This window comes from Oscillatoria nigro-viridis PCC 7112 (assembly GCF_000317475.1).
In the GTDB taxonomy this organism is placed as follows: Bacteria; Cyanobacteriota; Cyanobacteriia; order Cyanobacteriales; family Microcoleaceae; genus Microcoleus; species Microcoleus nigroviridis.
Map to the genome: position 1 here is coordinate 2302364 of NC_019729.1, position 24513 is coordinate 2326876.

17 protein-coding genes are annotated in these 24513 nt (G+C 47.6%); 11 read left to right on the forward strand and 6 right to left on the reverse strand.

Features of this window, described 5'->3' with window-relative positions:
- Positions 1–163 precede the first annotated feature (163 nt).
- Both OSC7112_RS09825 and OSC7112_RS41710 read left to right on the forward strand, forming a co-directional pair.
- Positions 164–3475 carry an Ig-like domain-containing protein gene (locus OSC7112_RS09825; protein WP_015175760.1) on the forward strand — a complete coding sequence of 1104 codons (3312 nt, stop codon included), beginning with the start codon at positions 164–166 and terminating at the stop codon, positions 3473–3475.
- Between the two features lie 34 nt (positions 3476–3509).
- Positions 3510–6578, forward strand: coding sequence for a calcium-binding protein (locus OSC7112_RS41710; RefSeq protein WP_015175761.1), 3069 nt, complete (start codon positions 3510–3512; stop codon positions 6576–6578).
- A gap of 371 nt (positions 6579–6949) precedes the next feature.
- Here OSC7112_RS41710 and OSC7112_RS09835 read toward each other — a convergent pair whose 3' ends face one another.
- Positions 6950–7654 carry a rhomboid family intramembrane serine protease gene (locus OSC7112_RS09835; RefSeq protein ID WP_015175762.1) on the reverse strand — a complete coding sequence of 235 codons (705 nt, stop codon included), beginning with the start codon at positions 7652–7654 and terminating at the stop codon, positions 6950–6952.
- Between the two features lie 139 nt (positions 7655–7793).
- Between OSC7112_RS09835 and OSC7112_RS09840 the strand changes: the two genes are divergently transcribed.
- On the forward strand, positions 7794–8135 hold the full coding sequence (locus OSC7112_RS09840; RefSeq protein WP_041622459.1) for a hypothetical protein: 342 nt from the start codon (positions 7794–7796) through the stop codon (positions 8133–8135).
- Here the strand turns inward: OSC7112_RS09840 and OSC7112_RS09845 are convergent.
- The 3 genes from OSC7112_RS09845 to OSC7112_RS09855 form a co-directional block, all read right to left on the reverse strand.
- Positions 8113–9210, reverse strand: coding sequence for a DJ-1/PfpI/YhbO family deglycase/protease (locus OSC7112_RS09845; protein WP_015175763.1), 1098 nt, complete (start codon positions 9208–9210; stop codon positions 8113–8115). The two genes, OSC7112_RS09840 and OSC7112_RS09845, sit on opposite strands and share 23 nt — an antisense overlap.
- A 43-nt stretch (positions 9211–9253) precedes the next feature.
- Complete coding sequence (locus OSC7112_RS09850; protein ID WP_263053598.1) at positions 9254–9733, reverse strand: SDR family NAD(P)-dependent oxidoreductase; 480 nt, start codon at positions 9731–9733, stop codon at positions 9254–9256.
- A 150-nt stretch (positions 9734–9883) separates the two neighbouring features.
- A complete protein-coding gene (locus OSC7112_RS09855) occupies positions 9884–14569 on the reverse strand; it encodes a PAS domain S-box protein (protein WP_015175764.1) in 4686 nt (1561 codons plus the stop codon).
- Positions 14570–14817: 248 nt separating this feature from the next.
- On the opposite strand from OSC7112_RS09855, the gene OSC7112_RS09860 reads away from it, so the two are divergent.
- The 5 genes from OSC7112_RS09860 to OSC7112_RS41715 all read left to right on the forward strand — a co-directional run bounded on the left by OSC7112_RS09860 (position 14818) and on the right by OSC7112_RS41715 (position 20758).
- Positions 14818–16998: an EAL domain-containing protein gene (locus tag OSC7112_RS09860; RefSeq protein ID WP_015175765.1), complete on the forward strand. Its 2181-nt coding sequence runs from the start codon at positions 14818–14820 to the stop codon at positions 16996–16998.
- Positions 16999–17176: 178 nt separating this feature from the next.
- Complete coding sequence (locus OSC7112_RS09865) at positions 17177–18124, forward strand: NAD(P)-dependent alcohol dehydrogenase (RefSeq protein ID WP_015175767.1); 948 nt, start codon at positions 17177–17179, stop codon at positions 18122–18124.
- Between the two features lie 710 nt (positions 18125–18834).
- Positions 18835–19602 (forward strand): twin-arginine translocase subunit TatC, encoded by a 768-nt coding sequence (tatC, locus tag OSC7112_RS09870; RefSeq protein ID WP_223300869.1) that lies wholly within the window; start codon positions 18835–18837, stop codon positions 19600–19602.
- A 50-nt stretch (positions 19603–19652) separates the two neighbouring features.
- Positions 19653–20600, forward strand: coding sequence for a prolyl aminopeptidase (gene pip, locus OSC7112_RS09875; RefSeq protein ID WP_015175769.1), 948 nt, complete (start codon positions 19653–19655; stop codon positions 20598–20600).
- 23 nt (positions 20601–20623) lie between these two features.
- Complete coding sequence (locus OSC7112_RS41715; RefSeq protein ID WP_263053599.1) at positions 20624–20758, forward strand: hypothetical protein; 135 nt, start codon at positions 20624–20626, stop codon at positions 20756–20758.
- Between the two features lie 171 nt (positions 20759–20929).
- On the opposite strand, the gene OSC7112_RS09880 is transcribed toward OSC7112_RS41715, so the two are convergent.
- Positions 20930–21238, reverse strand: coding sequence for a carbon dioxide-concentrating mechanism protein CcmK (locus tag OSC7112_RS09880; RefSeq protein WP_015175770.1), 309 nt, complete (start codon positions 21236–21238; stop codon positions 20930–20932).
- Positions 21239–21680: 442 nt separating this feature from the next.
- On the opposite strand from OSC7112_RS09880, the gene OSC7112_RS39560 reads away from it, so the two are divergent.
- Entirely contained in the window at positions 21681–21857 is a 177-nt protein-coding gene (locus OSC7112_RS39560; RefSeq protein WP_190274360.1) for a hypothetical protein, read from the forward strand.
- A gap of 344 nt (positions 21858–22201) precedes the next feature.
- Here OSC7112_RS39560 and OSC7112_RS09885 read toward each other — a convergent pair whose 3' ends face one another.
- Positions 22202–22519, reverse strand: a complete 318-nt coding sequence (locus OSC7112_RS09885) for a DUF3067 family protein (RefSeq protein ID WP_015175771.1) — start codon at positions 22517–22519, stop codon at positions 22202–22204.
- A 213-nt stretch (positions 22520–22732) separates the two neighbouring features.
- On the opposite strand from OSC7112_RS09885, the gene petC reads away from it, so the two are divergent.
- Together petC and petA are read left to right on the forward strand one after the other, a co-directional pair.
- On the forward strand, positions 22733–23275 hold the full coding sequence (petC, locus tag OSC7112_RS09890; protein ID WP_015175772.1) for a cytochrome b6-f complex iron-sulfur subunit: 543 nt from the start codon (positions 22733–22735) through the stop codon (positions 23273–23275).
- 158 nt (positions 23276–23433) lie between these two features.
- On the forward strand, positions 23434–24423 hold the full coding sequence (gene petA, locus OSC7112_RS09895) for a cytochrome f (RefSeq protein WP_015175773.1): 990 nt from the start codon (positions 23434–23436) through the stop codon (positions 24421–24423).
- The last annotated feature ends 90 nt before the right edge of the window (positions 24424–24513 follow it).

The following is a 24513-nucleotide window of genomic DNA, read 5'->3' on the forward strand; positions in this document are numbered from 1 at the left end:
AAAGATGCCCGGCTTAAAAAATATCTATAGCCGTGGCAGTTTTGATTTAGTATGTTAGAAATGATGGGGTTATTAATCAATTTTAAGCCACATTGGTGGCAACAAACTGATACTAATCAGTTCTTAAAGTAAATCGGGATCGTCGTTTAAAGGAGCCAAAATAATGCCAAGTGCAGTGCCATTAGTAATTATACCACCTCCAACACCAACACCAGAACCAGAACCAGAGACGCCAGAACCAGAGACGCCAGAACCAGAGACGCCAGAACCAGAGACGCCAACACCAACTCCGACTCCGACTCCAACACCTCCAACACCTCCCTCCGGGGACGACACAATTGGCGACATAGACGACACAGGGGGCGGAGGCCAAGGTACCTCGCCCGCAGTCATCGGCGGCGTAGTCCGCGGCACAGAAAGCAACGACTCCTTAGCTGGCAGTCCCGGCCCCGACGTGATTTCCGGGCTGCAAGGCAACGACACGTTGCAAGGAGTCGGAGGCGACGACTTACTATTTGGCAACGACGATGACGACGTGCTGTTCGGCAATGAGGGCAACGACGTTCTTGACGGCGGTTCAGGACTCGATACCCTGTACGGAGGCAAAGATAACGACTCCATCGAGGGGGCAAATAACCCTGACCTGCTGTATGGCAATGACGGCAACGACACGGTAATCGGAGGCGAAGGCAGAGACACGGCTTACGGCGGCAAAGGCAGCGACAGCTTGCGTGGCGGTTCTGGCGACGATAGCTTTTTGGGCGATCGAGGCGACGACATCCTCTGGGGCGACGAAGGTAACGACTCGCTCTTCGGCGGCGATGGCGAAGACTTGGTATTTGGCAACGAAGGAGGCGACTGGCTCTACGGAAACGCCGGCGGGGATACATTTTTTTCCGGCGACGGCGACGACATCGTATTCGGCGGCGACGGCGATGACATCGTGGACGGCGGTGCTGGCAACGACGTTCTTTGGGGCGAAGCAGGCAAAGACATAATGGCAGGAGGCGAAGGCAGAGATGTCTTCGTCATCGGTGCCTTCAGTTCCCCCAGCGGCAGCAGCAACGGCACTAACCCGGCATTTGTCACCACCGGCGGCCCCGACATCGCCGATGCCGACATTTTCACAGACTTTCGCCAAGGCGAAGATTTAATCGGGTTGAGCGGCGACCTCAAGTTTGAAGATTTGGTAATCTTCCAAAGCACCGACACCAAAGCCGGCAGCACGATTATTCGCAACGGCGTCAGCGGGGACTTTTTAGCAGTATTGCCCGGAGTGGACAGCCGAACCCTAGGGCGAAGCTCTTTTGTAATTGCCCCCACAGTTCCCGGCAGCGCCACTCCGCTTCCCCTACCGACGCCGACAGACAGTCCGACACCGACGCCGACGCCGACAGCCACTCCGACACCGACGCCGACAGCCAGTCCGACACCGACGCCGACGCCGACAGCCAGTCCGACACCGACGCCGACAGCCAGTCCGACACCAACGCCGACAGAGCCGGTGCCGACGTTCCCGACGCCGACAGCAAATCCGACGCCGACGTTCCCAACGCCGACAGCAAGTCCGACGCCGACAGCAAGTCCGACGCCCATCCTCAACCAACCTCCAAAAGCAGTTAACGACAACTTCACCACGGTTGCGGGTCAACAACTCACTCTCAACGTTCTGTTGAACGACACTGACGCGGAGCAAAGCGCTTTGACTGTCACGACTTTTAGTCCAGCAAGCAAAGGGACCCTGGTTCCCGTGGGCGGCGGCGTATTCAAATACACCCCGAATCAGGGCTTCTCGGGTACTGACAGCTTCAGCTACTCGATCTCAGACGGTAACGGTGGCACAAGTCAGGCGGTAGCAACCATCCGCGTCAGCAGCCCGCCGCAGCTAGTAATTAACGACGGTGTGGTGGTTGCCAAAAGTAATCCTACCCAGACAATCACCGCTGCGGATTTGTTAGTGACAGATCCCGACAACACGCCGTCGGAAATCGTTTACACGATTACTAAAGCCCCCGATGCTACCAGAGGTTTTGTCCAAAGGGGCACCACCTTTCTCAACGTCGGCGGCAAATTCACGCAAGACGATATCAACAACAACATCGTCAAATACAACTTGCTGGCGACAGGTGGCAGCGACAGTTTCACGTTTACAGCCTCCGACGGATCTGCAACTCTCGAACCGATATCCTTCAGCATCACGGTTGTAGATAATATTGTCGATCGCAGCGCACTCCCGGCCAGCAGCTTTACAGGCAGCAACCTCAGCGACTTCATCCTCGGCGGGGCCGGCGACGATACCCTCTCTGGGGGCGACGGCAACGACATTATCGATGGCAGTGGCGGCAACGACCTCGAATTTGGTGACGCAGGCAACGACTCGGTGGTGGGTGCGATCGGCAACGACACCCTCGACGGCGGACTGGGCAACGACACCGTTGACGGCCAAGACGGCATAGACTCGCTGATCGGCGGACTGGGCAACGACCTGATGTTCGGCGGCAATGACAATGACATCCTCTTGGGCGGTGACAACAACGACACCATTGACGGCGGGACAGGCAATGACTCGATATTGGGAGAATCCGGCGACGACTCGATACTTGGTGGCGCCGGGATTGACACCTTACTTGGTGGCATTGGCGACGACTCCCTCGACGGCGGTGCAGGCGACGACATCCTCGACGGTGGACTGGGCAGAAACTTGCTCGACGGCGGTATCAATAACGATTCCATATCCGGCGGCGACAACGATGACACGATTTTGGGTGGAGAAGGCAACGACACGGGACTCGGAGGTTCGGGCAGTGACTACATGTTGGGCGAGGCCGGCAGCGACTCCCTGTTAGGCCAAGCGGGCGACGACACTCTCGACGGCGGTGCCGGCAGCGACTGTCTCAGCGGTGGCTTCGGCAACGACTTGGTATTGGGCGGCGATGACAACGACTCGCTTTCCGGCGGTGCGGGCAATGACATTTTGGGCGGTGGCAACGGTTCTGACTTGCTCACGGGCGATGCTGGCAATGATTTCTTCTACTACGAAACTCCCAGCGAAGGCGTGGACGTGATTGCTGACTTTAACACTAACGGCAGCGAGACCGACAGATTTTTGTTCAGGTCGTCAAATTTCGCAGGTTTAACCAACTCAGGAACTACTCTCGATTTCACCAGTTTTATCGTTAGGAATATCGGGTCTAGCGGCGACGACATCAGCAAGCAATCAGTCATTTTGTTTGAATCTAAATTTGACAACGCTCAAGCAGTAAATGCAGTGTTGAAGAATCAAAAGGGTTCGAGCAAAGCGGGAGCTTTCTTCGTGTACCTGAACAATACTTTTAACAAGTACGTTCTCGGCTTCGACCCGAATGTGGCAGATGACAGTCTCCCAGCTTTCGATTTGGCAGTGTTGAATTCTATTCCTACAGTGCCGGGAGCTCTGAGCACCGTCATTACTGCATCTGACTTTAAGTTTATTTAGTAGTTTTTGAGTAGCGTCGCAAGGAGTCGGAACAATGCCAAGTGCAGTACCACTAATTTTTCTCGAAGGGCGGGTACCCGATGAGAACGGGGATAGTTTGGATGGCGGCACGGCGCCGTCGCCTACGCCGTCGGCGGGGACTTCGACAACGATGACGGGGACTTCGACAACGATGACGGGGACTTCGACAACGATGACGGGGACTTCGACAACGATGACGGGGACTTCGACAACGATGACGGGGACTTCGACAACGATGACGGGGACTTCGACGACGATGACGGGGACTTCGACGACGATGACGGGGACTTCGACAACGATGACGGGGACTTCGACAACGATGACGGGGACGGGCCCGGACATTTCGATCACCCCGGTGCCTCGGCCAACTCTGACAGTTCCCACGCCTCCCCCACAGCCACTTTTTGTCGATGGCTTAGTTGTCGCAAATGACGCCAGTAACTATTTAATCGGCAGCTTATTCAATGACACAATTTCCGGGCGTGGCGGCGACGACACGCTTCTGGGTAGGGACGGAGACGATGTACTCAGGGGCGATGACGGTAATGACTCTCTCAACGGTGGCGCTGGTAAAGATATCGTTGAGGGCGGGCGCGGCAGTGACACGGCGCGGGGCGGCAAAGGCGATGATTTGGTTTCTGGCGATCGGGGCGATGACCTAGCTTTTGGCGACCAGGGCAACGATCTTGTCTTGGGTTCTGAAGGCAACGACTCGCTGTACGGCGGTAAAGGCAATGACTGTCTGCGCGGTGGTGGCGAGGACGACCTGATTTTTGGCGACAAGGGCAATGACACTGTTTTTGGCGACACGGGTAATGACTGCCTGATCGGCGCTGCGGGCAATGATATTTTGTTGGGCCAGGAGGGCGGGGATGTCATCACCGGCGGTGTTGGTAACGATACTGGTGATGGCGGCGAGGGTGATGACCTGATCTTCGGGGGCGACGGCAATGATTCTTTGTCGGGAGATGCTGGGGATGATATTCTTTCGGGCGATCGCGGGTCTGATACTCTGACAGGAGGCGACGGATCGGATATCTTTGTTCTGGGTAGGGTGGGCACGTCGCCTGCTGGCAACGGGTTTCTCACTACTGGCGGCCGCGACATCGGCGATGCTGATGTAATTACAGATTTTAAGGCGGGAGATTCGATCGGTCTGGCTGGAGGTTTGAACTTTACAGAGTTAGAAATTTTCCAGGGCCAAGGCTCGAATTCTAGCAACACGATTATTAGGGACAGGCGAACTGGGGAATTTTTGGCGGTGTTGATTGATGTTCGATCGAACTCGCTAGATGAATCTAGATTCACTACAGCTCAAATACCGCGCGTAGACGACAATCCCTTCACTATTGAGGGGACAACAACGAGTCCTACAACCGGGACAACAACGAGTCCCACAACCGGGACAACAACGAGTCCCACAACCGGGACAACCACAAGTCCCACAACAGGAACAACCACGAGTCCGACAACGGGAACAACCACAAGTCCGACAACGGGAACAACCACGAGTCCCACAACGGGGACAACCACGAGTCCCACAACGGGGACAACCACTCCCACACCAGCGACCACAACTCCCACACCAGCGACCACAACTCCCACACCAGCGACCACAACTCCCACACCAGCGGGGACAACAACGAGTCCGACAACGGGGACAACAACGAGTCCGACAACGGGGACAACTGCGAGTCCAACACCAACAACAGGGACATTGCCGACACAGGTTCCGGGTACGAGTCCGAATCCGACTGGGGGCGCGACAACTCCGAGTCCGATCCCTTCGATCGTCCCGACTCCAACTGCGACAACCCCAACTCCTCCGCCTTTGGGCGGGGGGCCGACTCCGCCGAGTTTTACCTCTCCGACTCCTAACCAGCCACCGATCGTGGAAGCTGGCAAGACGGTGACTGGTTTGCAGAATTTGCCTCTGTCTCTGAGCATTTCGGCGCCCAGCGACCCGGAGGGCGATCCGCTGTCGATCGCGGTAGTCGGACTTCCCAATCCTACTTTTGGTCAGGTAATTACGGGTACCAACCCGGTCACCGTGAACCAAAAGTTAACCGTTCAGGATTTACTGGGGCTGAAATTCCAACCTGGAACAAACGCGATCGGGCAAGCCGGTTCTTTCAGCTACAGCGTAGCTGACGACCAAGGCGGCACGGCAGCAGCGTCAGTGGCGATTAACATCAATTCTTTCGATACCTCGGTAACGGTTCCAACTATTCTGTCGCCAATTGCTGTCGATGACGGCATCGTATTTACGAGTACGAATAATTTGCTGCCCACTTTCATCGACGTGCTGGCGAACGATTCCAGCCCGCAAAAAGGGACACTCAGCATTATCAATGTCAGCACACCGCAACTCGGAATAGCTGTAAATCTTGTCTCTCAAGTGCAATTCATCCCCGGCAACGTAGCGGGTACAACTGCTTTCACCTACAGCGTCAGCGACGGATTTGGGACAATTCCGGGCGTAGGTACTGTCACCGTTCAAATCTTGCCGGCTGATAGCGGGCCTAACAATTTGGTTGGGGGTTCTTTGCCGGACAATTTGAACGGTTTGGCGGGCAGCGATACTATTGACGGTCAAGGCGGCAACGATACGATTAACGGCGGTGTGGATAACGACGTGCTAGTAGGGGGCCTCGGTGCAGATACCCTTACGGGGGGCGGCGGCAGCAATCAATTCCGCTATACCAGCCCTGCACAAGGTGGGCCGGCTTTTGATGCGGCTTCTTCGGCGGCGATCGATGCTGCGATCGCGGCGGGCGGATACGATGTGATTACTGATTTTAGCGGTCTCGGTGTGCCGATCGCCGATCAGTTTAATTTTGCCCCCGGATTTGCCAATCTCAGCAATGGCAGTCAAGTTCTGCTGAATGTGCAGACAACTGTTTCTGCAAATATTCTGGGAGGAAGTGCTTTCTTGTTTGCCTACGATTCCGGTGGCAATACTTACATCATTTATGACGGCAATGGCAATAACCTCACCGGCAGCGATTCTCGCATTTTGGCGAAGTTAAATGGTGTAACAGGGGTTTCTTCTCTTTCGGAATTTGACTTTACTTTTATCTAAAAAGATAAGAGGTTTGAAACCGCAGATAAACGCAGATAAACGCCGATTTTGTTGGCTGTTTATCTGCGTTAATTTGTGTTCATCTGCGGTGAAAACGTCAATCTAAGTAATGAGAATTAAATAACTTACACAAGTTTGTGGGGTGGGCGTCCCGCCCGCCCTTTTTGGACGGGCGGGACGCCCATCCCACCATAACAATTAAAATTGTAAGTTATTTAATTCGCGATCCTAATTATCTTCAGGAAAAATCCCAAGAATGAGCCTAGCATAGCATCAAGCCTTTAGAAAAATCCGAGGTTTGAAACCGCAGATAAACGCCGATTTTGTTGGCAGTTTATCTGCGTTAATTTGCGTTGATCTGCGGTAAAAAATTAAAGCCGATTATCTTCTGAAAACAATCCCAACAAAGGGCCGAGAATAGCGCCGAAAACAAAGCCGCCGGCGTGGGCCCAGTAGGCAACTCCCCCCGATTCCATGCCGACACTTGCCGGGGCATTCAAGGAAGCCAGCCCGTTCAATGCTTGCTGTGCAAACCAAAATCCTAGAAAGAAGAAAGCGGGGACTCTGACGGTGGTAAAAAAGATTCCCAAGGGCAGCAGTGTCACAACTTTGGCTTGGGGATATCTGAGAATGTAAGCTCCCATCACGCCTGCGATCGCGCCGCTAGCACCTAGGGACGGAATGGCAGATGCTGAGGAAAAAAACCACTGAGTTAGTGATGCTAAAACGCCGCAAGTAAGGTAAAATATTATAAATTTGACGTGTCCTAAACGGTCTTCTACGTTGTTGCCAAAAATCCACAAAAATAACATATTTCCGGCAATGTGGAGAAAGCCTGCGTGCAGGAATTGGGAGCTAATCAGTGTCGTCCATTCGGGAAATGGCGAAACTGGCAGCGCCACCCGACACATATTGCTTAACTGGCAAGGAACTACTGCCCAAGAGTAGAAAAATTCGGTTAATTGTCGATCGCCCAAACTGAGTTCGTACAAAAATACTAATATGTTGGCGGCAATCAGCCCGTAGGTGACGTAGGGAGTGATACTAATGGGATTTTCATCGCGTAAGGGAACCACAGCCTTTTTTTCCTCATCAAAATATTGGCAACACAGTAGCGCATTTATAGCCCAGGTGTCTCCTGTCTAAAGGAAGAGGGAATAAGCCAATCGATTTGAGATTTTAGATTTTGGATTTTAGAATTGAAGATTTGAAGATTTGAGATTTGAAGAAAGCGACTTGACGGATGTAGCCGAGGGCTGGTTAATCGATTTGAGATTTTTTATTTCTGCACCGATGAATCCGGGGGCTTCTACCGCCCCTGGATACCCCAAGCTTGCTGCAAACCCGCCGTGTCCCGATGAAACAAAAATAAAACCCAACACCTTGCAGTTACTTGAATATCTGCTTTTTAGTGTTGGGTTTTATTTTACCGCAAAGGCGTATATTGTAGGATTGCAGAGCAAGTTTGTAGTTGCGGTATTGGTGGGGTTTTCACCTCTAAAAAAAACTACAAACTTATTTATCCCCTTGCTGATTACATTTTTACAGCGGGGCTAGTTGAAGGTTTAGGTGACTTAATTTCCTGGGAAACTGCACGGGCGCGGAAGAGTTTAGCAACGACTTGTTCGCACTTAGACAAATCCGATTCTATCTCGGTCAAAATCGCAGTTGATACAGGATCTGTGAATTTCACTCGCAGGTTGTTGATATCGACAACACCGGTTTGCAAATCACCCAAAGTGCTCCGCAGCAAGAACGTTTCATCTGTTCCTTGCATCGAAGCTTTTAATTTAGCGTATTTGTCAGCAATTTGGGCGGGAATTGAGGGTTTTTCACCCAAATCGTTGAGGCGTTTTTCGAGAGCGAGGATGTGGTGCTGTTTGTTTTGAATCATCTCTCTCAAGAGCGATCGCAAATCGCTGTCTTGGGTTTTTTCCGCATAATTTTGAAACGCTTCGCAAGCATAGCGTTCCCCGGCGAGGGCGGTATTCAAACCTTTAACAATGTCGCCTTGTGTAGAACCTCCCCAAGCATTAGCTAATTTCCACCATTCTGCATTTGTGTCAGTTTCTTCTGGCAAAGCGACTTCTTTTCCGCCGTAACCGAGGCGAGCCATAATTGCGGTGGTAAATATTGCTAAATCTCCCGGTTGTCTGGAAGTAATTAAGTTGCCGTCAACGACTAAAGGTTCGTTGATATAATTAGCTCCGGCATTGATCATGTCTTTTTTGATTGCCAAGAAACCTGTGGCATTTTTGCCTTTTAACAAGTCGGCTTCAATCAAAACTTGCGGGCCGTGGCAAACAGCAGCTACGAGTTTTCCTTGCTCAAATGCTTCTCGTACAAATTGCACTGTATTGGGGTTAGTCCGCATCTTATCTGGAGCCATACCGCCGGGAATGACTACTGCATCGAATTCTGCGGGAACTGCTTCAGTCGTAGTTCCGTCAGCCTGCTGGGCAACTTTTCCTTGTTTACCTGCATACTTTTCGTTTGTCCGCGAACCGAGGACAACTACATCAAAATTTGCTTGTTTTAAGGCGTTGTAAGGAACTAGAAATTCCGAATCTTCAACTCCATTTTCAATGAGTATGGCAACTCGTTTGGTGTTGGTGCCGTTATTTGTTGTCATAATCAAATTTCCTCAGACTATCTTCGATCTAACCCTAAATGATTTATGATGTTTTTAGCGTCTTGCTAAAGTGATAAATTAGTTGGTTTGAAAAGATGTCAGCGTGAGCCTTGAGAGGTATTTTACAGTAATTGTCTCCATGCACATAAGAGGCTCCGTTAATATCGATCGCAGTCCCGGTAGCGTGCGTAGCCAAACCGGCTGCTAAAAACGCGATAACATTGGCAACATCTTGAGGAAGAGCGATTTTGCCCGGGATATCGCGAATAATATCAGCTTCACCGAACTCCTGAATAAACTGATTAGACATTTCTGTACTGACAAATCCCGGGGCAACTGTAAAAGCCAAAATATTATCAGCAGCAAACCCTCTAGCAATGCTGCGAGTTAAAGCAACAATAGCATCTTTAGAAGCGGCGTAGTGCAGATAAGTCGGGTCATCGCCGCGAAAAGCAGCGCGACTTGCTATATTAATAATTGTACCGACCCTGCGAGTTTGAAAATATAGATAGGGGGTAGGCACTCTTAGCACTACCCCTACAAATTTATCTGAATCATTTAGGATTGCTATAGACTTATCCAAAAAATTTCAAATCCTTTCCCATGTTGGTGTCTATTGGAAATCTAGCCACTGGTTACAACACTACAGCTTCTTTATCCTTAAACTCGATAGCTAAAGTGTATCCGGCAGCAGAGGTCGAATCAACTCCATAATTCGATCGGCATTAAAATTATTGATATAATCGGTTAGTGCTTTGGACAAACTTGCTTTGGATTCGGGAATTTGTACGATTAATTCGTTCATAACTTCGGTATCGAGATAGTAAGCCGCTTGATACATTTGTTCTAACCACTCAGGGGACATCACGCATAGATCTTCTACAGACAGACTTTCAGCTAATAGTTTCTTTGGAGTTGAGCCGAGGGCTTCGTAGATATATTGCACTCCCAAATATTTAGCGATTTTGTCAAAAATTTCTCTCTGCTGAAATGGCTTGCTTATAAAGTCGTTAAAGCCAGCCCTCAGAACTTTCTGTCGCTCTTGTTCAAAAACACTGGCAGTTAAAGCAATAATGATAGTTTCTTGATTCTGAGGGTGTTCTTTAATATATTTAGTAGCAGTGTAGCCGTCCATGATTGGCATTCGCAGATCCATGAAAATCAGGTGCGGCAACCAACTCTCCCACAGTGAGATTGCCTCAACTCCCTGTGTTGCTTCTCTCACCTCAAACCCAATTGAGGTTAGGATCTCGACTAACAAGCGGCGATTTTCTTCTAAATCTTCAACGACAAGAATGCGGTAGGTTGGTTGTCCGGTAGCTAAACTAATTACTCTTTGATTAATTGATTCTGGGGGTAAGGATTCTGCTTGAGGTAACTGTACGCGAAGCTCAAAGGAAAAAGTGCTACCTCGGTTTAAAGTGCTTTTAACGCGAATTTTACCGCCCATTAGTTGGACGATTTTTTGACTGATCGCTAAACCAAGCCCAGTGCCTTGACTCAAATTATTCCCAGCTTGGGCTTGCACGAATACCTTAAATAAGCTGTCAATTTCTGTGGGCGCAATTCCCACGCCTGTATCCTCTACTTCAAAACATAGGTAACAGGATGTTTTGTCTCTTTGTGCTGCTCTTACCCGTAGGGTGATGCGTCCTTGATTGGTAAACTTAATCGCATTACCGAGCAGATTTACCAAGACTTGATAGAGTTTTTTCTCGTCGCTATGCACAAATTGAGGAATGTCGGGATCTAGCTCGAAAATTAGTTGCAATTCTTTTGATTGGACTTTAATTTGCAGCATTTCTTCAATAGAAGTCAGCAAACTTGTCAAAGCAAAGTCAGAAGGATTGAGCGTCATCCGTCCGCTCTCTATTTTGGATAAATCTAAAATATCGTTAATCAAGTCCAATAAATGTCTACCGCTACGATTGACAATCTGTAAATTTTCTTGGAGAGAAGGAGTCAGATTGCTCTCATAGCTCATCAATTGCGTGAATCCCAAAATTGAGTTGAGGGGGGTGCGGAGTTCGTGGCTCATATTGGTGAGGAAGACACTCTTGGCTTGGTTTGCTGCTTCTGCTGCTTCTTTTGCCTGCCGAAGTTCCACCTCAGCTTGTTTGCGATCGCTAATATCAATTAAATATCCCAAAATTTCCACTGGTCTACCTGCACGATCGCGAATTAGCTTTAGTTGTTCGAGTACCCAGCGATAATTCCCATCTGCGTGCAGAAGACGGAATTCCTGAAAATAAAAATCATTGGTGAACAGGTTAGTTAGTCCATTAAGCACTCGCTCTACTTCATCGGGATGCAGATGATTCATCCAAAATCCAGACTCTTCTAAAAATGCTTTGGTTTCGTAGCCCATTACGTCTTTGATGTTTTCGCTGACGAAGGTTGCGCCGTAGTCGCCATCAGCTTTACTGCTAAAAATGACGACGGGACAGTAGTTCAGGAGAAAGTTGAGGCGGTTTGTGGTGGCTTGCAAGGCTTGTTCAGCAACTTTGAGCTTCGATATATCCTCCTGAACGGCAACATATACAGTTCCGTATTCAGGATGCTCAAACCTAGATGTATGAACTCTGCACCAAAAGAGTGTGCCATCTTTTTTTTTGTTGTAGACTTCATATTTCGCTTCCCCGTCCCGATCGAGTTGAGTCACAACATCTTCAACGGTTTCGTCGGGTGTAACCTGTGTATCGACATAATTTATTACACTAACGTGTTGACCTGCGAGTTCGCCCTCTGTATAGCCAAACATCGCATCAAATTTAGGATTAGTGTAGACCATCGTCAAGTCTGAGGCTTTGACTAAACATACGCCACCTGCCATATTATTCATAATAATGCTTTGCAGTTCGAGTGTCTTTTGAGCTGCTTTTCGAGCCGTAATGTCTTGGATTTGAGCAATAAAATGCAGTGGATTTCCCTGCTCATCTTGGATGAGGGAGCCATTCAGCAAAATCCAGACAATATGTCCTTGCTTGTGAAAATACCGTTTTTCCAGTTGGTAAGTTGAAATCGCTCCTGCTAATAGCTGCCGGGCATAACCGAGATCTACCTCTAAATCTTCAGGATAGGTAATGTCTTGAAAAGTTAACGCTGACAACTCTTCTGGGGAGTAGCCAATAATCTGACATAACGCAGAATTGACATTAATCCAATGCCCATCAAGAGAAACAATCGCCATCCCGATCGAGGCATCTTCAAACGCATGGCGAAATTGCTCTTCACTGTTTCGTAAAGCTGTCTCAATTTGTTTGCGATCGTTTTCAGCACGCTTGCGATCGGTGATGTCGCGTTTAATCACAGAAACCCCAACAATTCTGCCTGTTGTGTCCTTCAGCGGTGATACGGTGGAACAGATGTGGATAAGTTGTCCATCTTTGCGTACACGCACGGTTTCATAGTTTTCAATCGTTTCTCCTTGTCGAATCGTTTCTATGATTTGCTGTTCTTCGTCGATCAGATTGGGTGGAATTAGAATGCCGATCGATTGTCCTATGATTTCTTCAGCCTCGTAGCCAAAGATTTTTTCTGCTGCATGGTTCCAGCTTAAAATGATGCTGTCTAAGGACTTGCTAATAATTGCTTCACCAGAGTATTCCACAATCGCTGCTAAGCGTGCCAGTGATGCTTCTGCTTGTTTGCGGAGGGTAATATCGTTTCCAATGCCGAGAAACCCTGTGATATTGCCTTCTGGGTCATGTAAAGCTGTCATCGAGAGGAGTAACGGAAAGCGACTACCATCTTTGCGGATGTAGGACCATTCGTATTCGTCTGGCTCTCCAAGACGTGCCTTGGCAACAAAAGTCTCAAATCCTGGTTCGATAGAGATTCCCATTTCGACAGATAAATCTTGGGCGCGGCGCACGACTTCCTCCTTGTCGTGAACGATCGCAAGTGTTGCTTTCCCCACAACTTCTTCGGCACTATATCCCAGCAATCTCTCGGCGGCTTTGTTAAAGGTAAGAATCGTACCATCTACGGCGGTGGAAATGATGGTGTAGTTGGCACTATCTAACATAGCTTTTTGCAGCGTTGTTGTTTGAAGTAATTCTTCCTCAGCCTGTTTGCGATCGCTGATATCCCGCAGAATAACCGTAAATATCGTTTCGTCTCCCATGTCCAGCCTAGAAATTGAGGCTTCAGCAGGAAACTGAGTGCCATCTTGACGGCGACCCCAAATCTCACCTCCTTCTCCCATCCTTCGCGCTTTACCAGAAGATTGAGCAAATTGTTGGATATGCTGCTGGCGAGCATTCCTCAACTCCTCTGGCAGCAGTAAGCTCAGGGGCTGCCCTAAAACTTCCTCAGTTTTATAGCCGAAAATCTTTTCCGCCCCTTGATTAAACAGGGTAATCTGTTGAGCGCGATCGACAGAAATAATTGCATCGTTGGCTATTTCGAGAATTCCAGCAAAACGAGCCTGTGATTGTTCTATAGCTTCAGTCCGTTCAGTCACAAGATTTTCTAAAGTTCCATTAAGTTTTTGAAGCTCTACTTGGGTTTGTTGGCGATTGAAATCTATCTGGTTGAGAACTCGAGCCGTCGCCCAAATGAGAATTGAGAACGTGAGAACCATGATGGTTGACAGCAATGCCTCGCCAAATTCAGCGTTATACCAGCCTACTTTTTCCCCATGAAGAGAGAACCAGTTCATTGCCACTGGAAAGATTACTGCCCAAGGCAGCAACCACCGCAACATCACTCCCCCGACTAGCGGGCTGGTGACTTCTTGCATTAACCCTTCCTTGGGTCGGAGGCATAAAATTCCCCCATAGAGGATCAAAAAGCTGAGGATCGTGGATGGTACTTGAGCTGTTGCAACTACGATTACTTGGGCGAAAATTTTGATTTCAAAGATGTATCCAAATAAAGCTAGCAGAGAGATTAAAGCTGCAAAACTACTGCAAATCTGAGCCAACCAAGTGTCCCGTTGGGAATTTTTCCCTAGCAGTAATAGTGCTACTCCCATCAGCACAAAATTTAAGGCGGTATTCACTGCCATTCGCCCCGGATCGGGAGTCTCTGAAGACGCGACATCCCGGAAAAGCCACTCATCAATGCCCAGATGCCAGCCAAAGAGATACTCGCTCAGCGTCAGCAGCCCAATCACAATTACCAATCCGGCCGTCCCTTGAGCGACTCGATAGTGCAGTCGGGTTCTTTGGTACTGCAACAATCTCAAAGACACTCCAGCCAGCACAAAGCAAAGTGCCGTGTTTGCTTTCATGGTCGAAGTCATACCGGGAAAACCGCTTTTGAGTAGGAAGATGTCAAATTGCCAACCCAGCAGCACGAGACATCCGATCGCAATGACCAGTAGGCTTGCCATTTGAGAAATGCGCTTGTTCATAAAATCCGCTGCTTGGGTTGAAATACTCTTCTTCTGATGTTAGGCGAAGCGAAGAAGGGCAACCACGGGGAGACTGCTCCTACCCGAACAATTCAGATTTTGTAAGGCTGTACCCCGTTGCCAGCCCAATATCTCCGGGAGCGCAGGACTTGTTTGTGGGTAAACCGATCTTTTTAACCGAATAATTAAACTATACTATTTGTGTATTTGTGCATATGTATATATTCCTCTAGCAGGAAACTAGGGAAATGAGTATGATTGTCGATAGAACTAGCGATCGGGTTAGCGATGGAGCTACAAGCTACCGAGGCAATATTTTAATTGTTGACGATCTGCCTGATAACCTGCGTCTTCTCAGGGATACTTTGAGGGCAGAGGGTTATAAAGTTCGCAGTGCTGTAACAGGGGCAATGGCGATCAGAGCAGCTCAATCTCCATCCACCGAGTTAATCTTACTAGATATTAAGTTGCCCGATCGGGATGGCTATGAAGTTTGCCGAGACTTAAAATCTGACGAGCACACCGCAGGCATTCCAATAATTTTTTTGAGTGCGCTAAATGAAACTTTTAATAAGGTGCAAGGTTTGGCTGCGGGAGGGGTAGATTATATTTCTAAGCCATTTCAAATCGAAGAAGTATTAGCTCGTGTCGAAACCCACCTAACCATCGGAAGGCTGCAACAAAAACTCCAAAAGCAGAATTCAATCCTCTTGAAAGAAATCGAAGAACGGCAACGTCTCGAAGAGTCTCTCTTTGCCGAAAAAGAACTAGCTCAAGTGACACTGCAATCCATTGGCGATGCGGTCATTACTACTGATGCCCAAGGTAATGTGACATATTTCAATCCTATAGCTGAGCGGCTGACAGGCTGGAAAATTCATGAGGTTCAAGGAGTTCCTTTTTCTACAGTCTTCCTAATTGTCGATCAAGTAACGCGAGAGCCAGTAGAGAATCCTATAAGCAAGGCTCTATTAGAGGAGCGAATTGTGGGCTTAGCTAACAATACTATTCTGATTTCCCATGATGGAACGGAGTATACCATTGCTGACTCGGCAGCACCGATTCGAGACCGCCAAGGTCAAGTTATCGGGGCAGTCATGGTCTTTCATGATGTTACTGAATCGCGCTATCTCACCCGTCAACTTTCTTGGGAAGAGAATCACGATGCCCTGACGGGGTTAATCAACCGTCGAAGATTTGAGCAGGAGCTAGTTGAGGCGATCGCCTCTGTTAAAGATAGCAATCAGCAGCACGCTCTCTGTTATTTAGATTTAGATCAGTTCAAAGTCGTTAACGATACCGTAGGTCATATTGCTGGCGATGAGCTACTGCGCCAAATCACCGCACTTATTCAACAGGGAGTCCGTGCTAATGATATGCTGGCTCGCTTGGGAGGTGATGAATTTGGTATTTTGCTCACTCAATGTTCCCTCTCTCAAGCAACCCTGATTGCGGAAAACCTCAAAGACTTAGTGCATCAGTTTCGGTTTATTTGGAATGGCAAAACCTTTATCATGGGAGTCAGCATTGGAGTTGTTGCTATTGACCAAACCAGCCAAGATTTGAGGGAGCTTCTGGGAGCGGCTGATGCAGCTTGTTATGCCGCCAAAGCCAGAGGCCGCAACTGTGTTCATATTTATAGTGTAGATGATAGCGAACTAATTAAACAACGTGGTCAGAGGCAGTTGATTTCCCAAATCAGCCGATCGCTGGAAACTAATCGTTTTTGTCTCTACTACCAAAAGATTGTCTCTATTACTTCTAAACCATTAGTAGAGCATTGTGAGATTTTGCTCAGAATGCTGGACGACAATGGAAACATAGTACCTCCAAATCAGTTTATTCCCGCCGCCGAGCATTACGGCTTGATAACTGAGATCGATTGTTGGGTAATCGAAACTTTTTTCTCTAATTATCACAAATTGCCGGAGAAAGATGTTCTCAGTCAAGGCTTGTATACGATCAATCTCTCTGGGGCTAGCATTAGTAACAATCAGTTTATGAGGTTTTTAATCGAACAATTTTCTCGCTACCAAGTCCCCCCACAAACCATTGGTTTTGAAATCACGGAAACCGCAGCGATCGCCAACTTTGAGCAAGCCAGATATTTCATGAGCGAACTCAAAAAGATTGGCTGTTGCTTTGCTTTAGATGATTTTGGCAGTGGGTTGAGTTCCTTTGCTTATCTGATGAATTTACCAGTGGATTATCTAAAAATTGATGGTGCTTTTGTCAAGAATATTAGTCATAATTTGATTTCTCAAGCGCTGGTTGAAGGCTTTAATCGTATTGCCCATGCGATGAATCTTGAAACTATAGCTGAGTTTGTCGAAGACGAGACTATCTTAGAAAAATTGCGGGAGATTGGAGTAGATTATGCTCAGGGTTATGGGATCGCCCGCCCCGTCCCTATTAATTTTAATCGCTAGCCATCGCACGCTTGCCAGCGAACCCATTGCCTTACGCCTGCCCGTTGTCTGGAAGCCTCCAAGAGTCGATCGCCCGCTGCTACAAGGCTGGCTCAATTTGCTGTGTCAAATTTAGATCGAATGTGCTGTAATTGTAAAGGATTGAGTGTTCTATTGGAAATAAACCGGAAAATTTGCCATGAAAGCAGTTGCGTTCGATCGCTACGGTTCAGCCGAGGAATTGCAGTACCGAGAATTGTCCAAGCCGATCGCCAAATCCAACGAATTGTTAGTGCGAGTTCGCGCTAGCAGCGTCAATCCCGTAGACTGGAAAATCCGGCAAGGACACCTGCAACTATTAACAGGATATAACTTTCCTCGAATAGTCGGTTCTGACATCTCAGGAGTTGTCGTGGAAGTCGGGCGGGAAGTCACCAAATTTCAGCCCGGAGATGAAGTTTATACTTTCTTAAATCCCATCAGTGGGGGTGGTTGCGCCGAATACGCGGCCGTGCCAGAATCGGATGCAGCAATTAAACCGAAAAACATCACTCATGCAGAAGCAGCAGCAGTACCGATCGCCGGTTTAACTGCTTTGCAAGCACTCCGAGATTTGGGTGGAATTCAAGCAGGAAACAAAGTATTGATTAACGGCGCTTCCGGCGGAGTCGGCACTTTTGCCGTGCAAGTTGCGAAAGCAATGAACGCGGAAGTAACGGGAGTTTGCAGCGCCAAAAATAGAGAATTTGTCAAGAGTTTGGGAGCGGATTTTGTCCTGGATTACGCGGAAGTTGACTTTACTCAACAAACCGATAAATATGATATAATTTTAGATGCTGTGGGGAGAAAAACATTTGCTGAATGCGAAAAAGTGCTGCAACCAGAGGGAGTTTATATCTCGACTTTGCCGAGTTTAGACAACCTCGCACCGATGGTAACAAGCTGGTTTATATCGGGGAAAAAAGCTAAATTAATTGTCGCCAATGCCAACACCAGCGATTTAGGGGCTTTGCGGGAGTTAATAGAATCCGATAAAGTTGAGCCGATTGTCGATCGCACTTACAGCTTGCAAGAAGTAGCAGCAGCCCACGCTTACAGCGAAACGGGCCGCGCGGTCGGCAAAATTGCGCTCGTCATTGATGGCTAAAAAAAATTATGTCTAACCAATAGGCTTAAAGTAAAAAGAGCGATCGCCCTTAATCCAGAAACTGATTTCTGCTACCACCTGCACCCAAGACTAATAAACGTAAAACCTAAATAAAATCAACAATACCTATGACTGTGCCCTCAGACTTGGAGACATCCGAACAAGGTTCCGACAACAACCTAGAAAAAGTTAGCCCGGAAAATAGCATTGCCCCAATTGCGGATGATTTAGAGGCTGTCAGTAACTTAGAAGACAAATCAGTTATCCCGGAAAATAGCATTGCCCCAATTGCGGATGATTTAGAGGCTGTCAGTAACTTAGAAGACAAATCAGTTATCCCGGAAAATAGCATTGCCCCAATTGCGGATGATTTAGAGGCTGTCAGTAACTTAGAAGACAAATCAGTTATCCCGGAAAATAGCATTGCCCCAATCGCGGATGATTTAGAGGCTGTCAGTAACTTAGAAGACAAATCAGTTATCCCGGAAAATAGCATTGCACCAATCGCGGATGATTTAGAGGCTGTCAGTAACTTAGACGAGAAAAAAGTTAGCCCCAAAAATAGCATTGCATCCATAGCAGATGATTTAGAGGCTGTCAGTAACTTAGAAGACAAATCAGTTATCCCGGAAAATAACATTGCATCCATAGCAGATGATTTAGAGGCTGTCAGTAACTTAGAAGACAAATCAGTTATCCCGGAAAATAACATTGCCCTAATCGCCGACAGTTTTCTGGGTTCCCGCAACCTAGAAAATGAATATCTCGATGAACTTCCCGACGAAGTTGAAATGTCTTTATTCGAGCATTTAGAAGAATTGCGCCAGCGAATTTTTTACTCGCTAATTGCAGTAGTAATCGCTGTAATCGGTTGTTTTTTCACAGTTAAACCCATAGTGCAACTGCTCGAAGTACCGGCCGGGCCCGTCAAGTTTCTGCAACTAGCTCCCGGCGAGTATTTCTTTGTTTCTATCGAAGTAGCCGGATACAGCGGTTTGCTCCTCGCCAGTCCGTTTATTTTTTACCAAATAGCGCTGTTTGTTCTCCCCGGTTTGACTCGCAAAGAACGCAGGTTGCTGGGGCCGGTGTTTTTCGGTTCGAGTTTCCTATTTTTGGGCGGTTTAGTATTTGCTTACATCGCTCTGATTCCGGCGGCGCTCAACTTCTTTGTTAGCTATGGGGCGGATGTTGTAGAGCAGTTGTGGTCGATCGACAAATACTTTAAATTTGTGCTGCTGTTAATGTTCTGCACCGGCTTAGCTTTTCAAATCCCGATCGTCCAAGTATTGCTCGGTGTTTTGGGCATATTTTCTTCCAACCAAATGCTCTCCGGCTGGCGGTATGTAGTCTTGGGAGCGGCAGTTTTGGGAGCGGTTTTAACGCCTTCTACTGACCCTTTAACGCAAAGTCTTTTAGGAGGTGCGGTGTTGGCTCTTTATTTTGGCGGGGTTGGTTTGGTGAAGCTTTTAGGACGGTGATTTCTTCATGATGTAAAATAAACACTGTCGAGTTATAAATCCTTGAAAAAATGCGAGAACTTTACCCGCCTAGACAACCTTATAACGAAGGAAAACTCAAAGTTTCTGAGCTCCATACCATTCATTTTGAAGAGTCTGGCAACCCAGAGGGAAAACCTATTGTATTGCTACACGGGGGACCAGGAGGTGGATGTCCGCCTTTTTACCGACAATATTTTGACCCGGAAAAATGGCGTTTGGTGATGTTTGACCAACGCGGCTGCGGTCAAAGTAAACCTCATGCAGAATTGCAAGAAAATACCACTTGGGATTTAGTCAACGATATTGAGAAACTTCGAGAATATTTAAATATTCAGCAATGGGTTGTTTTTGGTGGTAGTTGGGGAAGCACTCTATCTTTAGCTTACAGTCAAACCCATCCCGACCGTTGCAAGGGTTTAATCTTGCGCGGCATTTTTATGTTGAGACGAAAAGAAATTCGCTGGTTTTATCAAGAAGGAGCAAGTTATATTTTCCCTGATGCTTGGGAGGAATATGTTAAACCTATCCCCATAAATGAAAGGGACGATCTGCTAACAGCTTATTACCAACGCTTGACGAGTCCAGATGCTCAGATTAGATTAGAAGCGGCTCGTGCTTGGTCAATTTGGGAAGGGAGTACGAGTAGATTGTTTCCAGATTTAGATTTAAAGCAAAGATTTGGAATTGATGCTTTCGCGGAGGCGTTTGCTAGAATTGAGTGCCATTATTTTATCAATAAGGGATTTATTGAGCCGGAAGATAAATTGCTTTTAAATATCGATCGCATCCGCAAGATTCCGGCGGTTATCGTTCAGGGAAGATATGATGTTGTTTGTCCGATGATGTCGGCGTGGGAACTGCATCGTGCTTGGCCTGAAGCTGAGTTCATTGTAGTTGCCGATGCCGGACATTCGATGAGCGAACCGGGAATTCGCACCTGTTTAATCGAGGCAACAGATAAGTTCGCAGACTGGTAGCAAGCCAAATTGCTAATGGTTAATTGCTAATTTTTAATGAATCCTATAAATATTTTCCGCCTGATGGTAATTTGTTGCTGAGTATTGGGCGATCGCTCACTTTTAAGGTTTATAAAAAATATAGAGACGCGATCGCCCGCGCCTCTATAATTACTTAAAGTTAAAATTCAACATCAAAGTTTTGTCAAAACTTTGAACCCGCGTAAAACCAGGTAAAACCCCGCGACTTAAGGAGTGGAACACCCAAAATTTTAGACTAAGTTTCAAGCTCTCAGATTCAATACAAAAGTAAATCTAAAATCTAAAATCTAAAATCTAAAATCGACTGACTACATTCGGAACTGTTCGACTTCGGGAGTATAGCCGATCGGCAAAACGTAATCCAGATTCTCGTGGGGACGAGCAATTATGTGATACGATAGCAACTTTCCGCCATCGACCTTTTTAACTGATTCAATTCCAGCATCAACGGCTGCTTGCACTTCAGAAACATCTCCTCGCACTATAATTGTCCAGTAGGCGCGGGTTATTTTCTCATAGCGAACTAAAGTAACACGGGCTGCTTTCACCATTGAGTCTGCAACTTCTACGGCAGCGGGAAATCCTAAGACTTCAACCATTCCCAGTGCAACACCCATTACAACATTCTCCTAAATTTCACAAGATATCTGACACTCATTCTATTTGACACTCAAGCGGGCTTTAGCCGAGCTCGATTCTTGAATAGCCCACATTTGGACTTACAAAGGCATTGTCAAAGTGCCTCTACACGCTCAAAACGACTACCAGTACAAAAGGTATTGCAATTGCGCTTACTTTTAGTTTTGATCGAAGCTTTCCGAGTCCACCAAATTTTGATTTACGCTCAGCAACTTATCCTTACTTGTCCAACCAGGCTGCGGCATCACCGAGACGAGCTGAATCAGGGGTTTCACCTTGTTAAGTTACTTCAATGCGCTAGTGGTTATTCTTACTTGCGACTTGACTATAACATAAGATTGACAGGGACTGAAGTCCCCCGATCCGCTTTCCTAGGAAGGTGGCGCATACACCCTCGCCAACGGCATCCCGCACTTTTGTGTGAAATTGCGGACAGAAATTGGTGGCGATTTTGGCAAGCATGAAGGACGATCGCCCAAAATAAAAAAAGCCCCTAAAAAGCCCCAGAAACTGTTGCGACATTTAAATCCCACAGCAGGGCGCGCGCAGCAAAGCCCGCCCCACAAGACTTTGAATCAAAACACCCGTGCAAATTAGATGCGGCACAGCTTAGTTTCTCACCAGCGGCAAGTCGTATGACAAGCTCGCCGATCGATTTTCGGGACTTTGGGCTCAACTAATCCAGCCGCGGCGCGACACAAAACTTTAGGGAACTCTCCCAGATCCCGGCTGTGGAGTCAATCGATTTTAGATTTTAGATTTTAGATTTTAGATTGAAGCATTGACCCCACGGATAAATTCGGGGGGCAAGTTTCATCGGATACAGGTTTTTTATTTCTGGGTCCTGAGTCTGCGAAGGGATGAATCACGTGGCGGGTATCCTGGATGCTTGATTGTCAATCTAAAATCTAAAATCTAAAATCTAAAATCGACTGAGTGATTCAAAACTCGTCTAGCAACCACTCCGAGGCTCTTTCACCCAAATCTAGAGCAACGCTGACAGCTTTGCCCAAACGAGGGCGATCGCGAGTAGTTACGATGTATTCTCTCACCTGTTCAGTGCTCCCCCAGCCGTTGAGGTAATTGGCCACCGCATCCAAATGCTCGAAATAATCAGCCTCCGTCATCGGAAAAGATGCCTGTTCTAGATATTTCCACATAACTTGCACAAAAATCTTGCCCCGCGTTCGCCGCAATCTGATATCGTAAGACTTTCCCCATTTTTCTAGCAGTAGCTGGTGTAAATCCTTGCCCGTCATGGTTGCTCCTGAGTTAATCCATTAAACAATAAAAGACAAAGTTCAAAAAATGTAATAATACTCTAATAAAGGCTGGAAGGCGCATTCTTAAAAGGAATTTTCGCGGCCTAAAATTTGTGCTAGCAGATTAACGGCAATTATCCCAGTTGTCTGCACGTACAGGTTCGCTAACAGCTAACAAACAAACGTAACTTAAAACCGTAAAGGCAGGTCATGGCTCAATCTTCTGCTGGAAATCCCGATGTCCCCGATATGGGGCGTCGCCAATTTATGAATTTGCTGACGTTCGGTACAGTCACAGGTGTTGCACTGGGCGCACTCTATCCCGTTGTCCAATATTTTGTTCCTCCGTCGAGTGGGGCAGTTGGCGGCGGGGTGACGGCTAAAGATGCTTTGGGCAACGACATCATCGTTAGCAAATATTTGGCTTCGCACCCTGCGGGCGATCGCACCTTAGCCCAAGGTCTCAAAGGCGACCCCACTTATCTTGTGGTGGAAAAAGACCAATCTCTCGCCGACTACGGCATCAATGCAGTTTGCACTCACTTGGGTTGCGTCGTGCCTTGGAATGTTAGCGAAAACAAGTTTATCTGTCCTTGCCACGGTTCTCAATACAACAATGAGGGCAAAGTGGTGCGCGGCCCAGCGCCTTTGTCTCTGGCCCTGGCCCACGCCACTGTCGCAGATGACAAGATCGCTTTTACCCCTTGGAAAGAAACTGATTTCCGCACCGGCGAAGAACCTTGGTGGTCTTAAACAATTTTGGATTTTAGATTTGAGATTTTAGATTGGAGTCAGCGGTGAAAATCCAAGATAATTGCATCCCTAAAACAGTCTAATAATCCAAAATCCAAAATCCAAAATTCAAAATCTAAAATTCACGCATTGTCTGACCTTTGAGATTGAATACTCTAATGCCACAAACTAATTTATCTGCGATATTTCGCCGCAGTGCCAGGACGATCGCGAAAACTGCCTTAATTGCGATCGCAGCTGCAGGATTTTTCCTCACCAGCGATATCGCACTTCCCCAAGCAGCATTTGCTTACCCTTTCTGGGCCCAGCAAACAGCACCCGCTACTCCCCGCGAAGCAACAGGTCGCATTGTTTGCGCTAACTGTCACCTCGGTGCAAAACCGACTCAAGTTGAAGTACCGCAATCTGTTTTGCCTGACACAGTTTTTGAAGCTATTGTCAAAGTTCCCTACGATACTAGCGTGCAGCAAGTTGTCGGCGACGGCAGCAAAGGCGGCTTGAATGTCGGCGCAGTTGTGATGTTGCCCGAAGGTTTCAAGATTGCTCCCGCTGACAGAATTCCCGAAGAAATGAAGGAAAAAGTCGGCGATCTTTACTTCCAACCTTACAGCGAAACCCAAGAAAATATTGTTTTAGTGGGCCCGGTGCCGGGAGAACAGTACAAAGAATTGGTATTCCCAGTTTTGTCGCCGAATCCGGCAACTGACAAGTCCGTTCACTACGGCAAATACCAAATTTATGTTGGCGGCAACCGCGGTCGCGGTCAGGTTTATCCTACTGGCGAAAAGAGCAATAATACTGTTTACAATGCTTCGGTAGCTGGCACCATTTCTAAGATTGCTCAACCGGAAGCTGGCGGTTATGAAGTGACAATTCAACCTGCAGAAGGTGCAGCCGTTGTTGATACGATTCCCGCAGGCCCAGAACTGATTGTTTCCGAAGGACAAACAGTTGCAGCAGGCGAACTTTTGACGAACAATCCTAATGTGGGCGGCTTCGGTCAAAAAGACGTGGAGATTGTGCTGCAAAGTGCCGATCGCGTTAAAGGATTGATGGCTTTCGTGGCTTTGACCATGCTGGCTCAAATTATGCTGGTTCTCAAGAAGAAACAGGTCGAAAAAGTTCAAGCTGCTGAAATGAATTTCTAAGTGCGGCTGTAATTAGTTGGGTAAGGTACTCTGTGCACACTCAACTATTAAGTAAGTAGGGCGGGTATTCCCCGCCTTATTGTTTGATAA

Bases quoted from the DNA above. Each gene is read 5' to 3' on its own strand.
- petA (WP_015175773.1), top strand. From the start codon at position 23,434: ATGCCACAAACTAATTTATCTGCGATATTTCGCCGCAGTGCCAGGACG.
- OSC7112_RS41710 (WP_015175761.1), top strand. From the start codon at position 3,510: ATGCCAAGTGCAGTACCACTAATTTTTCTCGAAGGGCGGGTACCCGAT.
- OSC7112_RS09855 (WP_015175764.1), bottom strand. From the start codon at position 14,569: ATGAACAAGCGCATTTCTCAAATGGCAAGCCTACTGGTCATTGCGATC.
- OSC7112_RS09885 (WP_015175771.1), bottom strand. From the start codon at position 22,519: ATGACGGGCAAGGATTTACACCAGCTACTGCTAGAAAAATGGGGAAAG.
- OSC7112_RS09860 (WP_015175765.1), top strand. From the start codon at position 14,818: ATGAGTATGATTGTCGATAGAACTAGCGATCGGGTTAGCGATGGAGCT.
- OSC7112_RS09825 (WP_015175760.1), top strand. From the start codon at position 164: ATGCCAAGTGCAGTGCCATTAGTAATTATACCACCTCCAACACCAACA.
- OSC7112_RS09845 (WP_015175763.1), bottom strand. From the start codon at position 9,210: ATGACAACAAATAACGGCACCAACACCAAACGAGTTGCCATACTCATT.
- OSC7112_RS09865 (WP_015175767.1), top strand. From the start codon at position 17,177: ATGAAAGCAGTTGCGTTCGATCGCTACGGTTCAGCCGAGGAATTGCAG.
- petC (WP_015175772.1), top strand. From the start codon at position 22,733: ATGGCTCAATCTTCTGCTGGAAATCCCGATGTCCCCGATATGGGGCGT.
- pip (WP_015175769.1), top strand. From the start codon at position 19,653: ATGCGAGAACTTTACCCGCCTAGACAACCTTATAACGAAGGAAAACTC.
- OSC7112_RS09880 (WP_015175770.1), bottom strand. From the start codon at position 21,238: ATGGGTGTTGCACTGGGAATGGTTGAAGTCTTAGGATTTCCCGCTGCC.